This is a genomic window from Sinorhizobium sojae CCBAU 05684 (genome assembly GCF_002288525.1).
GTDB lineage: Bacteria > Pseudomonadota > Alphaproteobacteria > Rhizobiales > Rhizobiaceae > Sinorhizobium > Sinorhizobium sojae.
In genome coordinates, this window is record NZ_CP023067.1 from 405,383 (window position 1) to 418,423 (window position 13,041).

14 protein-coding genes are annotated in these 13,041 nt (G+C 65.2%); 11 read left to right on the forward strand and 3 right to left on the reverse strand.

Annotation, left to right across the window (positions count from 1 at the left end; translation table 11 throughout):
- Positions 1 to 4 precede the first annotated feature (4 nt).
- Together SJ05684_RS01940 and SJ05684_RS01945 are read left to right on the forward strand one after the other, a co-directional pair.
- Entirely contained in the window at positions 5 to 625 is a 621-nt protein-coding gene (locus SJ05684_RS01940) for a hypothetical protein (RefSeq protein WP_034852069.1), read from the forward strand.
- 3 nt (positions 626 to 628) lie between these two features.
- Entirely contained in the window at positions 629 to 1,105 is a 477-nt protein-coding gene (locus SJ05684_RS01945) for a GNAT family N-acetyltransferase (RefSeq protein ID WP_034852071.1), read from the forward strand.
- A gap of 3 nt (positions 1,106 to 1,108) precedes the next feature.
- Here the strand turns inward: SJ05684_RS01945 and SJ05684_RS01950 are convergent, their stop codons facing one another.
- Positions 1,109 to 1,558 carry a nucleoside deaminase gene (locus tag SJ05684_RS01950; RefSeq protein ID WP_034852072.1) on the reverse strand — a complete coding sequence of 150 codons (450 nt, stop codon included), beginning with the start codon at positions 1,556 to 1,558 and terminating at the stop codon, positions 1,109 to 1,111.
- 72 nt (positions 1,559 to 1,630) lie between these two features.
- Here SJ05684_RS01950 and SJ05684_RS01955 point away from each other — a divergent pair, with 72 nt between their 5' ends.
- From SJ05684_RS01955 to SJ05684_RS01965, 3 genes are all read left to right on the forward strand, one after another.
- Positions 1,631 to 3,307 (forward strand): pseudouridine synthase, encoded by a 1,677-nt coding sequence (locus SJ05684_RS01955; RefSeq protein WP_034852074.1) that lies wholly within the window; start codon positions 1,631 to 1,633, stop codon positions 3,305 to 3,307.
- A gap of 3 nt (positions 3,308 to 3,310) precedes the next feature.
- The gene (gene rsmD / locus SJ05684_RS01960) at positions 3,311 to 3,871 is read left to right on the forward strand and encodes a 16S rRNA (guanine(966)-N(2))-methyltransferase RsmD (protein WP_034852076.1); all 561 of its coding nucleotides are present in this window, start codon (positions 3,311 to 3,313) and stop codon (positions 3,869 to 3,871) included.
- A 79-nt stretch (positions 3,872 to 3,950) separates the two neighbouring features.
- Positions 3,951 to 4,832 carry a patatin-like phospholipase family protein gene (locus SJ05684_RS01965; protein WP_034852077.1) on the forward strand — a complete coding sequence of 294 codons (882 nt, stop codon included), beginning with the start codon at positions 3,951 to 3,953 and terminating at the stop codon, positions 4,830 to 4,832.
- 12 nt (positions 4,833 to 4,844) lie between these two features.
- Here the strand turns inward: SJ05684_RS01965 and SJ05684_RS01970 are convergent, their stop codons facing one another.
- Positions 4,845 to 6,704: a monovalent cation:proton antiporter-2 (CPA2) family protein gene (locus SJ05684_RS01970; protein ID WP_034852079.1), complete on the reverse strand. Its 1,860-nt coding sequence runs from the start codon at positions 6,702 to 6,704 to the stop codon at positions 4,845 to 4,847.
- A gap of 151 nt (positions 6,705 to 6,855) precedes the next feature.
- On the opposite strand from SJ05684_RS01970, the gene SJ05684_RS01975 reads away from it, so the two are divergent.
- The 6 genes from SJ05684_RS01975 (at position 6,856) to lpxK (ending at position 12,632) form a co-directional block, all read left to right on the forward strand.
- Positions 6,856 to 8,202, forward strand: a complete 1,347-nt coding sequence (locus tag SJ05684_RS01975) for a TldD/PmbA family protein (protein ID WP_034852083.1) — start codon at positions 6,856 to 6,858, stop codon at positions 8,200 to 8,202.
- A 63-nt stretch (positions 8,203 to 8,265) separates the two neighbouring features.
- A complete protein-coding gene (locus SJ05684_RS01980) occupies positions 8,266 to 9,078 on the forward strand; it encodes a 3'(2'),5'-bisphosphate nucleotidase CysQ (protein WP_095694191.1) in 813 nt (270 codons plus the stop codon).
- Between the two features lie 58 nt (positions 9,079 to 9,136).
- Positions 9,137 to 9,373, forward strand: coding sequence for a DUF4170 domain-containing protein (locus SJ05684_RS01985; protein ID WP_034852413.1), 237 nt, complete (start codon positions 9,137 to 9,139; stop codon positions 9,371 to 9,373).
- Between the two features lie 36 nt (positions 9,374 to 9,409).
- Positions 9,410 to 10,723 carry a lipid IV(A) 3-deoxy-D-manno-octulosonic acid transferase gene (gene waaA / locus SJ05684_RS01990; protein ID WP_034852094.1) on the forward strand — a complete coding sequence of 438 codons (1,314 nt, stop codon included), beginning with the start codon at positions 9,410 to 9,412 and terminating at the stop codon, positions 10,721 to 10,723.
- 21 nt (positions 10,724 to 10,744) lie between these two features.
- Complete coding sequence (locus tag SJ05684_RS01995) at positions 10,745 to 11,446, forward strand: HAD family hydrolase (RefSeq protein WP_034852096.1); 702 nt, start codon at positions 10,745 to 10,747, stop codon at positions 11,444 to 11,446.
- Positions 11,447 to 11,585: 139 nt separating this feature from the next.
- Complete coding sequence (gene lpxK / locus SJ05684_RS02000; RefSeq protein WP_034852098.1) at positions 11,586 to 12,632, forward strand: tetraacyldisaccharide 4'-kinase; 1,047 nt, start codon at positions 11,586 to 11,588, stop codon at positions 12,630 to 12,632.
- Between the two features lie 18 nt (positions 12,633 to 12,650).
- On the opposite strand, the gene SJ05684_RS02005 is transcribed toward lpxK, so the two are convergent.
- Positions 12,651 to 12,881, reverse strand: a complete 231-nt coding sequence (locus tag SJ05684_RS02005; RefSeq protein WP_034852101.1) for a DUF2093 domain-containing protein — start codon at positions 12,879 to 12,881, stop codon at positions 12,651 to 12,653.
- Positions 12,882 to 13,041 lie beyond the last annotated feature (160 nt).

Below are 13,041 nucleotides of genomic sequence, written 5' to 3' on the forward strand. Positions count from 1 at the left end.
TCTCATGGGAATGACGCGAGAGTTGCGATTGTCTGTCGGCGTTGCCGCGGTCGTGGCGGGCAGCCTTGTTGTCTCGGGCTGCGTCGGCGGGCCGACCTACGGCACGGACAAGACGGCCGGCGAGCATTTGCTCGACGATCTCGGCAGCGCCGTCAGCCTGGCTCCGCCGAAGGGGGATCCGGTCAAGTATCAACCTCGCCCGTCGCTGGTTCTGCCTCCGAAGGAGCAGGAGACCGCGTTGATCCAGCCGCAGCAGTCGCTTGCAAGCCGCGAGAACAATCCGGCCTGGGTCGAATCTCCCGAGGAGACGCGCGCACGTCTGCGGGAGGAGGCGGACGCCAACAAGAACAATCCCAATTACGTTTCGCCGCTTGCGAAGGCGAATTCCAATGGTCGCCGGCTATCGGCCAAGGAGCAGCAGCAGGCCTATCGCGAGGCCCGTAAGATCGAGCAGGGCGCCTATTCCGACAAGCGCCGCTTCCTGAGCGATCCGCCGCTCGAATATCGTCGTCTGCCCGAAGGGGCGGAGATGGATCTCGGCGAACCGGAGAAGGACAAGGAGCGCCGGCGCAAGAAGGAAGCGCAGATCGCCAACAGCGGCAACAAGTGGTACTGGCCGTTCTAAGCGATGATCAGCATCCGCGACGCCGTCCCGGAAGATGCGGCGACGATCCTGCGCTTCATCACGGCACTCGCCATCTATGAAAAGGCGGAGCACGAGGTCGAGGCGACCATAGAGCTGCTCCAGGAATCGCTCTTCGGGCCGCGTGCGGCCGCGCGCGCCGTCATCTGCGAGGTCGATGGCAAGCCCGCCGGCTTCGCTGTCTGGTTCTACAATTACTCCACCTGGCAGGCGCGCAAGGGCCTCTATCTCGAGGATCTCTACGTCTCACCCGAGCATCGCGGCTCCGGCGCGGGCAAGATGCTCCTGAAGCATCTGGCACGGGTCGCCTTTACCGAGGGCTGCGGCCGCTTAGAATGGAGCGTTCTCGATTGGAACGAGCCCGCCATCCGTGTCTATGAGTCGATCGGCGCCGAGCCACTCTCGGAATGGACGCGTTACCGGCTCACGGGCAAGGAGCTCGAAGCTCTGGCCACCGACTGAGAATCACCGTCGGGCGGCGAAGAACTCGCGGAGAACTTCGGCGGACTCGCGCTCGGCGAGACCGGAATACACATCCGGAACGTGATGGCAGGTGGGCGAGGCGTAGAAACGCACCCCGTTCTCGACTGCGCCGCCTTTCGGATCCTCCGCTCCGTAATAGAGTCGGCGAATGCGGGCGAAGGAGATGGCGGCCGCGCACATGGTGCAGGGCTCCAGCGTGACATAGAGGTCGGCGCCGGAGAGCCGCTCGTCGCCCACGGCGCGCGCCGCCAGCCGGATCGCCTCTACTTCGGCATGGGCGGTAACGTCGCGGAGTTCGCGGGTGCGATTTCCAGCAGCAGCGACCACTTCGCCATCGAGCACGACGACCGCGCCGATCGGCACCTCGCCCCGTGCCGCCGCCTTGCGGGCCTCTGCGAGGGCCGCATCCATGAAGCGCTCTGTTTCCGCCATCACTTGCTCATAATTTCGCTTAACCCAAGGCTTTCGACCTGATAGGACAGCCGCAAAAGGCAGGCAACAGAAATGACATCCAAAGACAAGCCCAAGGGGCCCGGCAAGGCCAAAACCCGGAACGGCAAATCCTATTCCGGAGACAGGAAGGCTGGTGCGACCAAACCGGCCACGAGCGGCGCGGCCGCGGATGCCGTCGGCGCCGATGAGCCGCAGCGCATCTCGAAACTTCTCGCCCGTGCGGGGGTAGCCTCGCGCCGCGATGTCGAGCGGATGATCATGGAAGGGCGCGTGACGTTGAACGGCGTCCTGCTCGATACGCCGGTCGTCAACGCGACGCTCGCCGACAGGATCGAGGTCGACGGTCGTCCGGTCCGCGGCATCGAGCGCACGCGGCTCTGGCTCTACCACAAGCCGGCGGGCCTGGTCACGACCAATGCCGATCCGGAGGGGCGCTCGACGGTCTTCGACAACCTGCCCGAGGACTTGCCGCGCGTATTGTCCGTCGGCCGCCTTGATATCAATACCGAGGGGCTGCTGCTGCTCACGAATGACGGCGGGCTCGCCCGCGTGCTCGAACTGCCCGCGACGGGCTGGCTGCGTCGCTACCGCGTTCGCGCCCATGGCGAGATCGACCAGGCCGCACTCGACCGGCTGAAGGAAGGCATTGCCGTCGAGGGCGTCCTTTATGGCGCAATCGATGCGACGCTTGATCGTGTCCAGGGATCGAATGTCTGGATCACCATGGGCCTGCGCGAGGGGAAAAATCGCGAGATCAAGAACGTGCTCGGCGCGCTCGGCCTCGACGTGAACCGGCTGATCCGCATCTCCTACGGCCCGTTCCAGCTCGGCGACCTGCCGGAAGGCGAGGTCCAGGAAATCCGCGGCCGGACGCTGAGGGAACAGCTTGGGCCCCGCCTCATCGAGGAAGCGAAGGCGAATTTCGACGCGCCGCTTTACAACGACCAGGCGCCCGCCCGCGAAGTGGAAGAGCGCGACGAGAAGGAGGCTGGTGACAAGCCGGAACGCGGCGCGCGGCAGAAGGAGGACAAGCGGGAACGCGCGCTTGCCCGCCTCGACACGCGTCGTGCCGATGGCCGCTCGCGCGAACGCGGCGAGCGTGGCGCCGGCAGATCCGAGGAGCGCCAGGCCCGCCCGACGCAGCGACGCAGCCGCGCGTCGAATGTGTGGATGGCGCCTGGAGCTCGCCCCGTGGCCGCCAAGAAATCCAAGGCGGCAGAGGATGATTCCGCAGCGAAGCCCGCGCGCGGCAAGGATGCGGAGGCGAAGCGTTCCGGCCGTGCCAAGCCGGGCGGCTCGGCAAAGGCAGCGGGCGCTCGCGACGCGGCTGCAAAGGGCAGCCCGGACAAGACCGTGCGCCGAAAGGACGAGGCGACCGCCGGCGGGTTCGAGCGGCGCCGTCCCGCCGAAGGCGCCGAGCGGAATTCGCGCGACCATGGTGATCGTCCGCCGCGCCGGGAGGGGAGCGATCGCCCGCGCGGCGAACGCGCTCCACGCCCGCAGCGCCGCAACGACGAGGATCGGCCCTCCGGCGATCGCGCGCGCGCGAAGCCTTCCGGTGCCAAACCGGCAGGCGGCAAATCTGCAAGCGCGAAGCCGGGCGGGGCGAAATCCTCCGCACCGCATTCTTCCGGCCCGCGCGGCGGCAAACCGGGTGGAGGCAAACCCCGAGGCAAGCCCGGCGGCCGTACCGGTGGCGGCAAGCCCCGCGGCAAGGGGAAGTCGTAGGCCGTGCGCATCGTCGGTGGAGAGTTCCGTGGCCGCTCGCTTGCCGCGCCCAAGTCCAACGATATCCGGCCGACGACGGACCGCGCGCGCGAAAGCCTGTTCAACATTCTGAGCCACAGCTATCCTGAGGCCCTCGACAATACGCGTGTACTCGATCTTTTTGCGGGCACCGGCGCCGTTGGCCTGGAGGCGCTGTCGCGCGGCTGCCGCCAAGCGTTGTTCGTGGAGCAGGGCGTGGAGGGCCGCGGGCTTCTCAGGATCAATATCGAAGCGCTCGGCCTGCAAGGGCGTGCAAAGGTCTTCCGGCGCGATGCGACCGATCTCGGGCCGGTCGGAACGATGGAGCCGTTCCATCTGGTTTTTGCGGACCCGCCCTATGGCAAGGGATTCGGAGAGCGCGCGCTCGAGGCGGCGGCTGCCGGTGGATGGCTCGTGCCCGGCGCGCTCGCCGTATTGGAGGAGCGGGCGGATGTTCGGCCGCAGCTGGCGTCGGCCTTCGAACTGCTCGACACGCGCGCTTTCGGCGATACGCAGATACATTTTTTCCGCTTCGCGGCGCTGTAGCACGCTGAATTACTGCATTGGATCGCGATGGATCGGGCGCACTCGAGAGCAGACGGCTGCAGTTGGAAGGGAGCTGTCGATGGAGCAGGACCTGTCGAGACTGGATTCGGCGACGTCGAAAAGTGAGCCGACCGTGGCGCTCGCCCTTGGCGGCGGCGGCGCACGCGGCCTTGCCCATATTCACGTGATCGAGGCACTGGACGAGATGGGCATCCGCCCCGTTGTAATCGCCGGTTCGTCGATCGGCGCGCTCATGGGGGCTGCCATGGCAGCGGGCCTGACCGGCCGGGAAATTCGCGAGCACGCCCTTTCGACGGTCGGCCATCGCGGCGAAGTGCTGAACCGGCTGTGGCAATTGAGGCCGAGCAGCCTCTCGGAGGCCATGGCGAACGGCTTCCGCTTCGGGCAGCTCAACATCGAGCGTGTGTTGAAGGCCTTCCTGCCGGAGGCGATCCCCGGCCGCTTTTCCGATCTCGTGATTCCGCTGAAAGTCCTGGTGACCGACTATTACGGCCAGACGGAGCGCGTCTGCGATGGCGGCGACCTGCGCCAGGCGCTTGCCGCTTCATGCGCCCTGCCGGCGGTGTTCATACCGGTGAAGATCGATGGTCGTGTGATGATCGACGGCGGCATCTATAACCCGATCCCCTTCGACCACTTGCGCGAGGCGGCCGACATCGTCGTTGCAGTCGATGTCGTGGGCGGCCCGGACGGCGACGGTAAGACGATCCCGAGCCGCATCGACAGCCTGTTCGGCGCAAGCCAGCTGATGATGCAGTCGATCATCGCCATGAAGATGAAGGCTGGCGCGCCTGACATCCTGCTGCGTCCCGACGTCGGCCGCTTCCGCGTGCTCGATTTCCTGCGAGCGCAGGAGGTGCTCACCGCCACCGCGTCCGCCAAGGACCAGATGATGCGCGCGCTTTCCGAACGCATCGCCCACTGGCGGCCGGACGACTGATGCAGGCTGCTACTAATCCGCGTTGGCCAGCGTGTCGTCAGGACGAGCCTTGGCGTCGGCGGCGAGCGCCGAGAGCATTCGCTCCTGCGTTTCGGCCGAGTGGCTCACGTCGCGCCTCGGTTTCACCAGGGGTTCCGGCCGCACCGGTTTTGAATGCAGCATATGGCGGCCCGCGCTGATGCCTTCCGCCTCCTGCAGGACCAGCCGCGCCTCGTCGCGCCGGCGGATATCGTCCATGATGCCGATCGCTTCCTCGCCGGCGACCCCCAGCGCCTCGAGCGTCTTGCGGCCGAAGAGCAGGCCGGATTCGAACGTCTCGCGCAGTTCGTAGTCGATGCCTTTGGAGCGCAACTCCAACGTATGCAGCCGATCATAGGAACGGGCGAAAATGCGTGCGTTCGGAAATTCGGACTGCAAGAGGCCGATGATTCTGTCCGTCGTTTCCTTCTTCTGTGTGCAGACCGCGACGATTTTTGCCTTCTCGATGCCGGCCGCGCGGAGTACGTCGAGCCGCGTGCCGTCGCCGAAATAGATGCGGAATCCGAAGGTCTCTGCCTGATGGACGCGCGCGGCGGAATGGTCGATGATCGTCACGTCTCGCCCGCCGGCCAGGAGAATTTGCGCGGCGATCTGGGCAAAGCGTGAAAAGCCGATCATCAGCACGTCGGCGCCAGCGCCTTCGAAATTCTCCTCCATCTCGTCCTCCATTTCGTCCTGCTCGCGCATCAGCCGCTTCGACAAGAGCGCGGCGACCGGGGTAAGCGCCATGGAGAGCGTGACGATGGCGACGAGCAGGGACGAAACCCCTTGTGAGAAGACGCCGGCGGCGGCTGCGGCGGTGAAGAGCACGAAACCGAATTCGCCGCCCTGCGGCAGGAGCAGGGCAATACGCACCGCATCGTTGTGACGGGAACCGACGGCGCGGCAGAGACCATAGAGGACAAGGCTCTTCGCCGCCATCAGCACCGGCACCGCGATCAGGATCAGGAGAAGGTTGGCCGCGACGACGCCGAGTTGCAGCGATAGGCCGACAGCCATGAAGAATAGCGCTTGCAGGATGCCGCGGAACGGCTCGATGTCGGCCTCGAGCTCGTGGCGATAGGAGGATTCCGCCAGCAGCACGCCTGCGAGGAACGCACCCATGGCCATCGACAGTCCGGCAAGCTGCATCATCGTCGCGGCCCCGATGACGACGAGCAGCGCGGCGGCGATCATGACCTCACGGGCGCCGGTGCGGGCGATGACCTGAAAGAGAGGATTGAGCAGATAGCGGCCCGCGGCAAAAAGGGCGGCGATCGCGGCGATCGCGATGGCGAAGTCCTGGAGTGGCGTGGTCGTGGCCTCCGGCGCCCGGGCCGCCAACAGCGGGATCAGGGCGAGAAGCGGAACGATGGCAATGTCCTGCAGCAACAGGATGGAAAAGGCGCGCTGGCCGTAGCGCGTGTTGGTGTCGTTGCCCTCGTCGAGGATCTGCATGGCAAAGGCGGTCGACGAGAGCGCCATGCCGAAGCCGGTAACGACGCTTCCCCGCCAATCGAGGAGACCGAAGACGGCGATAAGGCCGGAAAGAACGACGCCGGTAATGACCACCTGCGCCGTGCCGAGGCCGAATATGTCCCGCCGCATCTGCCACAGCCGCGATGGCTTCAGTTCGAGCCCGATGATGAACAGCAGAAACACGACGCCGAGTTCCGCCACGTGCAGGATTTCCTCGCCCTCGGTGATGCGCTGGGCGATCGGACCGATGAGGACGCCGGCGGCGAGATAGCCGAGGATGGTGCCGAGACCGAGGCGCTTGAACAAGGGTGCCGCGACCACGGCACCGCCGAGCAGCATCAATGCCTCGGTGTAGATGAACGGTGTCGTTGCCATGCTCGATGCTTTCATGCTGGCGACCGTTGCGGCCTCTTGGAAACGGGGCGCTCGGCCGTATGTCCTTTTCATGCGGCAAGGGGAATCATGATGATGCCCTTGATGCATGCCTTACTGCACAATAAATGGGGCAGGAACGAAAGGTCCAGCAATGTCCGAGAAAATCGATTCCGCCATCCTTGAAACACGCGCCGCCGAACTCGTCGATCGGGCTCGCCAGGCCGGGGCCGATGCGGCGGACGCAGTCGTCGTGCGCGGCCGTTCCCGCTCCGTGTCGGTGCGGCTCGGCAAGGTCGAGGCGACGGAAGCCTCGGAAAGCGACGAGTTTTCGCTGCGGGTATTCGTCGGGCGACGGGTCGCCAGCGTTTCCGCCAATCCCGGTTTCGACCTGAAGCTGCTCGCCGAGCGCGCAGTGGCGATGGCAAAAGCTTCGCCCGAGGACCCTTATGCGTCGCTCGCCGAGCCTGATCGCCTGGCGAAGACCTATCCGGATCTGGATCTGTTCGACGCTCGCGAGGTTTCGAGCGAGGCGCTGACGGAAGCGGCGCTCACGGCGGAGGCGGCGGCGCTCTCGGTATCGGGCGTCACCAATTCGAGTGGCGCCGGTGCCAGCGCGGGCATGGGCGGGCTCGTGCTCGTCACCTCCCACGGATTTACCGGCTCCTACATGGCGACGCGTTTCGGCCGTTCCGTCAGCGCGATCGCTGGCGAAGGCACGAAAATGGAACGGGACTATGATTACGACAGCCGGCTCTATTTCGATGAACTGCGGAGCCCCGAAGACATCGGCCGTGTGGCCGGGGAAAGGGCCGTGGCCCGCCTCAATCCACGCCGCGTGGCGACCGCCAAAAACGTGACCGTCGTTTACGATCCGCGCGTCGCGCGCGGCTTCGTTGGCCATCTCGCGGGCGCGATCAACGGCGCCTCGGTCGCGCGCAAGACTAGCTTCCTGCGCGACATGATGGACAAACGAATCATGAAGGCCGGCATTATCGTCACGGACGACCCGCTGATCGTGCGTGGCGCCTCCTCGCGGCCTTTCGACGGGGAAGGGATAACCGGCCAGAAGTTGTCCATGGTCGAGGATGGGGTCCTGAAGCACTGGTTCCTATCGACGTCGGTGGCGCGGGAGCTCGGGCTTCGGACCAATGGGCGCGGGGTGCGCGGCGGACCGACCGTCAATCCCGCCTCGACCAATCTCGCCCTCGAACCGGGTGCGATCTCGCGGGACGATCTGATGCGCAGCGTTGGCACCGGTATTTACGTGACCGAGCTGATCGGGCAGGGCGTCAACATGGTTACGGGCGAATATAGCCGCGGCGCCTCCGGCTTCTGGATCGAGAACGGCGAGATCAGCTTCCCCGTTTCCGAGGTGACGATCGCTTCCAACCTGAAGCAGATGTTCATGGCCCTGACCCCCGCCGACGACATCGACAGGAAATTCGGCATCGCCTCGCCTACATTTGCCATCGAAGGCATGACGCTTGCCGGATCTTGAAGGGCGGCCGATTAGACGGCCACGTTGAACGCGCGGGTCCGTTTCCCGCCTGTAAGGAGTTGAATGTCGGAAACAGCCCTCCCGACCACGCCCAGCTGGGACGAGGACCTCGCACTGATCATTGCCGCCGCGGTTGCGGCCGGCGACACGGCACTGGGATATTTCCGCAGGACGGTCGACGTTCGCTGGAAGAATGAAGGCCGCTCGCCCGTAAGCGAGGCCGACCTTGCCGCAAACGATATCCTCAGGACCAGGCTGCTCGGCGCGCGGCCCGACTATGGTTGGCTTTCGGAGGAGACCGACGATGACGAGACGCGCCTCACGCGCGACACCGTTTTTGTCGTCGATCCCATTGATGGCACGCGCGCCTTCATCGAGGGCAAGGAGCTCTGGTGCGTCAGCGTGGCCGTCGTCCATCGGGGCCTGCCGGCAGCGGGCGTTCTCTACGCGCCGGCACTCGAAGAGCTGTTCCAGGCGACCCATGACAGCGAGGCTTGCAAGAACGGCGAGCCGATCGTGGTTCGCGATCCCGGCGAGAGGCTGCATCTGGCGGTCGCCGATGATGTCGTGAAAAAGCTCCACTCCCCCTACCGCGAAAGGATCGAGCGCGTGCCGCATGTGCCGTCGCTTGCCTATCGGCTGGCGATGATCGCGGATGGCCGCATCGACGGCACCATCGTCAAGAAGAACTCGCACGACTGGGATTTGGCGGCCGCCGACCTCATTCTCGCGCGGGCGGGCGGCGCACTTCGCGGACTCGACGGTCTGCCCCTGTCCTACAATCGCCCGATTGTCAGCCATGGGTTTCTAGGCGCCGCATCCGGACAGGCACTGCCGTCCTTGCTGGCCGCGACACGCGCGCTCGAGGCCCATTGACCTTTGGGGGCGAATGCCGCAAATCAACGCCGACCGGTCGAAAGAAAATGGGAACACGATGGCTCACGACACCGACAAGAAACAACGCCTGCACCTCGTCTTCGGCGGCGAGCTGACGAAACTTCAGGACGTCCAGTTCCGCGACCTGGAGCAGCTGGATATCGTCGGGATTTATCCTGACTATGAGAGCGCCCATTCCGCGTGGAAGGCCAAGGCCCAGATGACAGTCGACAACGCCCATATGCGTTATTTCATCGTGCATATGCATCGCCTGCTCGACCCGGAAAATGAGTGACGTCAAAGGCGCCGGCGCAGGAGAGAGCGCGCGTACATGAGTAGCCTTCGCGCACGGCTTGCGCTTTCCGCCTATCGCTGGGTCGGTACTGCGATCTATCCCTTGGTCGGCCCTTATCTGTCCCTGAGGTCGGCCAAGGGCAAGGAAGATCCCGCACGGCGCCGCGAGCGCTATGGGCATGCCAGCGCGCCGCGCCCCGATGGGCCGCTCGTCTGGTTCCATGCAGCAAGCGTCGGCGAGACGGTCGCGGTAACCCCGCTGATCAAGGAGATCCGCCGCCGCGGCATTGGCGTGGTGCTGACCACCGGAACGACGACCTCGGCCCGGGTCGCGGTCGAGCGGCTGGGCGCGGGCGTCGTGCATCAATATGTGCCGCTCGACCTCAAGCCGGCGGTAAGCCGCTTCCTCGAATATTGGCAGCCGGATCTGGCGATCATTGCCGAATCGGAAATCTGGCCGATGACCATCGTCGAGCTCGGCCGGCGGCACATTCCGCAGGTCTTGGTCAATGCCCGCCTCTCGGACCGCACCTTCGCCCGCTGGAAGAAACGCCCGTCTCTTGCCGACGCCCTTTTCGAAAATCTCGCGCTCGTCATCGCCCAGTCGGATGTCGACGCCGACCGGTTTCGAACGCTGGGCGCGCTGCCGGTCATGGTTTCCGGCAATCTCAAGGTTGATACCGATGCGCCGCCGCATGATCCCCAGGCACTGCGCGAATATCGCCAGCAGATCGGCAGCCGCAGGACCTGGGCGGCGATTTCCACCTTCGAGGGAGAGGAGAATGCGGCGGGGATCGTCCATTGTGCGCTGAAGGAGCGCAGCAATCTGCTGACGATCGTCGTGCCGCGTCATCCTGAGCGCTGCGACGCCGTCGAGGCGACGCTGACGGCCAAGGGGCTCAAGGTCGCGCGCCGGACGCGCGGCGATCCGCTGACGCCGGAGGTCGATATATTGCTCGGCGACACGATCGGCGAAATGGGTCTCTACCTCCGGCTGACCGAGGTCGCCTTCGTCGGCCGCTCGCTTTTTGCCGAAGGCGGTCAGAACCCGCTCGAACCGGCGATGCTCGGCTGCGCGGTGCTCTCCGGCGGCAATGTTCAGAATTTCCGCGAGACCTACCAGATGCTCGCCAAGAACGGCAGCGCCAAGATCGTCCGTGACGTCGAGATGCTGGCGAAGGGCGTGAATTACCTGCTCGCCAACGACGACATGCGCCGCTCCATGATCGACGCCGGCCTTGAATCCGTGCAACAGATGCGCGGGGCGCTGACGGCGACCTTGAAGGGTTTGGAGCCTTATATCAACCCGCTGATCGTGAAGGCGCGGCTCACGCCGCGCGCCGAAAGCTAGGACTCGCTGCGGAACAGGATCATGGCAATTCGAGCCATCGCCGGCATATTGTTCGACAAGGACGGCACCCTTCTCGACTACGTCAAGAGCTGGGTGCCGGTGAATTACGAACTGGCGCGGATTGCGGCCAAGGGCGACGAGACCCTGGCGAGGGCTTTGCTCGAGGCGGGCGGGATGGACCCGGATACCGGCCATGTCGCGCCGGACAGTCTTCTGGCCGCCGGCAATACGGTTGAGATCGCGGCGGGGATGGTTGGTGCCGGCGCGCCTTTCACGGTGGAGGCACTGACGACGCTTTTCGACGGGCTTTTTGCGCGTTCCGCCGAATACGCCGTGCCGGTCACCGACCTCGCCACCTTCTTCGCCGGCCTCCACGCCAAGGGATATCGCCTTGGCGTCGCCTCGAGCGATAATGAGCGTTCGATCCGGGAAACCGCCAGGCGCTTCGGTTTCGACAATTACCTGCACTACGTCGCCGGCTATGACAGCGGCTATGGCGTCAAGCCGGAGCCGGGAATGGTACTTGGCTTCTGTGCGGCGACGGGGCTTACTCCCGATCAGGTCGCCGTCGTCGGCGACAACAATCACGACATGCATATGGGCCGCAGCGCTGGCGTCGGGCTGACCGTCGCCGTGCTGAGCGGCACGGGTTCACGCCAGTCGCTCGCCGCAGCGTCGGATCATTGCCTGACGGACATCACCGAGCTTGAAGCGGTGCTTTGAAGGTGCCATACCGCCCGACCGGCTTGCCTTTTTTGCCGTTCTGACGTTTTTTGTGTGGCAGCCACGCCCTTGCGGCGGCAATGGCGGGTGAACCGGAGGTCGTCCGGGGTCAGCAAGCGGCGGAGGCGGCATATCAAAAATGGTTTCGGAAGCGCCCCCCTTCTGGTGGATCAAGGCCGATTGGCGCGCCTATGCTCTTTGGCCCTTTTCCTGGCTCTATGGACGCGTCGCGGGAATGCGCATGGACCGGGCGCGCCGCGCCATGCCGCCCGTGCCGCTCATCTGCGTCGGCAATTTCACGGTCGGCGGGGCCGGCAAGACGCCGACGGCAATCGCCCTTGCCCGGGCGGCAAAGGCGCGGGGGCTCACGCCGGGCTTCCTTAGCCGCGGCTATGGCGGTTCGCTCGATGTCACGACGGTGGTCGAACCCGCCCATCATCGCGCCCGCGACGTCGGCGACGAACCGCTGCTGCTCGCGCGCGAGGCGCTGACGGTCATTTGCCGGCGTCGCGTCGAGGGTGCCCGCAAGCTTGCCGCCAAAGGCGCCGACATCATCATCATGGATGACGGCTTCCAGAGCGCGCGCCTGACCTTCGATTTCGCCCTGTTGGTCATCGATTCCGCCCGCGGCATCGGCAACGGCCATCTCGTGCCCTCCGGCCCGGTGCGCGCTCCAATTGCCAATCAGCTCCGCCATGCCACCGCGCTTTTGAAGATCGGCCATGGACCGGCCGCCGATCTTTTGATCCGCCGCGCCGCGCGGGCGGGGAAGGCCGTTTATGTGGCCGACACGGTGCGGCTCGACGACGGATCGCTTTCGGGGGTCAGGGTCCTCGCCTGGGCAGGCATCGCCGATCCGGAGAAGTTTTTTCGCACAGTGCGGGAGACGGGCGCGATCATCGAGGAAACGCGGAGCTTCCCGGACCACCACCATTTCTCCGAGGACGAGATCGTCGACCTTCTCGACCGCGCCGAAAGCAAAGGCTACACGCTGGTGACGACAGCCAAGGACATGGTGCGCCTCGAACCGGGCCACGGTCGAGCGACGGAACTGGCGGAGAAGAGCAGGGTCATCGAAATCGAGGTGCGCTTCGACGACCCGTCGGCCCCACGCAAGATCATCGAGGCGACGCTCGATCACGCGCGGGCGCGCAAGCTCGGGATGGCGAAGGAACAGCAGCGCTGAGCCGCGAGCGCGGCCGCTTCAGTGCTCTTGACTGGGTAGAGCTCCGGCACGCCGCTCCGCGTCGAGCGAGGCTGCCGCATCAGTGTAAGGCTCCTGCCGGGCAACGCTCCAGTAGCGCAACTCATCGACGGGTATTGGCTTGCCGGTCATGGCGCAGGTGACGTAGGAGCCGGCAAGCACGATCTGAAAGTCACCATCGAGATAGCGTATCTTCGCCTCGCGGGAGGAATTTCCGTCGAAACGGTTCATCGTTTGCGCCTCGTCACTGCTGGTATCTTTCCGTCTATCCCGGCGTCCCGAGAAAGGCCAGCGGAATTCTAGCGCATCAGCCCGAAAATCGTACCGACTTTCGGAAAGCTCGAGGCGCAGATTCAAAGAGTTACAGCGACCTTTGCGCGTCTGAGAAGAC

Coding starts and splice junctions, on each gene's coding strand:
- SJ05684_RS01940 (WP_034852069.1), top strand. CDS start 5: ATGGGAATGACGCGAGAGTTGCGATTGTCTGTCGGCGTTGCCGCGGTC.
- SJ05684_RS01945 (WP_034852071.1), top strand. CDS start 629: ATGATCAGCATCCGCGACGCCGTCCCGGAAGATGCGGCGACGATCCTG.
- SJ05684_RS01950 (WP_034852072.1), bottom strand. CDS start 1,558: ATGGCGGAAACAGAGCGCTTCATGGATGCGGCCCTCGCAGAGGCCCGC.
- SJ05684_RS01955 (WP_034852074.1), top strand. CDS start 1,631: ATGACATCCAAAGACAAGCCCAAGGGGCCCGGCAAGGCCAAAACCCGG.
- SJ05684_RS01965 (WP_034852077.1), top strand. CDS start 3,951: ATGGAGCAGGACCTGTCGAGACTGGATTCGGCGACGTCGAAAAGTGAG.
- SJ05684_RS01970 (WP_034852079.1), bottom strand. CDS start 6,704: ATGGCAACGACACCGTTCATCTACACCGAGGCATTGATGCTGCTCGGC.
- SJ05684_RS01975 (WP_034852083.1), top strand. CDS start 6,856: ATGTCCGAGAAAATCGATTCCGCCATCCTTGAAACACGCGCCGCCGAA.
- SJ05684_RS01980 (WP_095694191.1), top strand. CDS start 8,266: ATGTCGGAAACAGCCCTCCCGACCACGCCCAGCTGGGACGAGGACCTC.
- SJ05684_RS01985 (WP_034852413.1), top strand. CDS start 9,137: ATGGCTCACGACACCGACAAGAAACAACGCCTGCACCTCGTCTTCGGC.
- waaA (WP_034852094.1), top strand. CDS start 9,410: ATGAGTAGCCTTCGCGCACGGCTTGCGCTTTCCGCCTATCGCTGGGTC.
- SJ05684_RS01995 (WP_034852096.1), top strand. CDS start 10,745: ATGGCAATTCGAGCCATCGCCGGCATATTGTTCGACAAGGACGGCACC.
- lpxK (WP_034852098.1), top strand. CDS start 11,586: ATGGTTTCGGAAGCGCCCCCCTTCTGGTGGATCAAGGCCGATTGGCGC.
- SJ05684_RS02005 (WP_034852101.1), bottom strand. CDS start 12,881: ATGAACCGTTTCGACGGAAATTCCTCCCGCGAGGCGAAGATACGCTAT.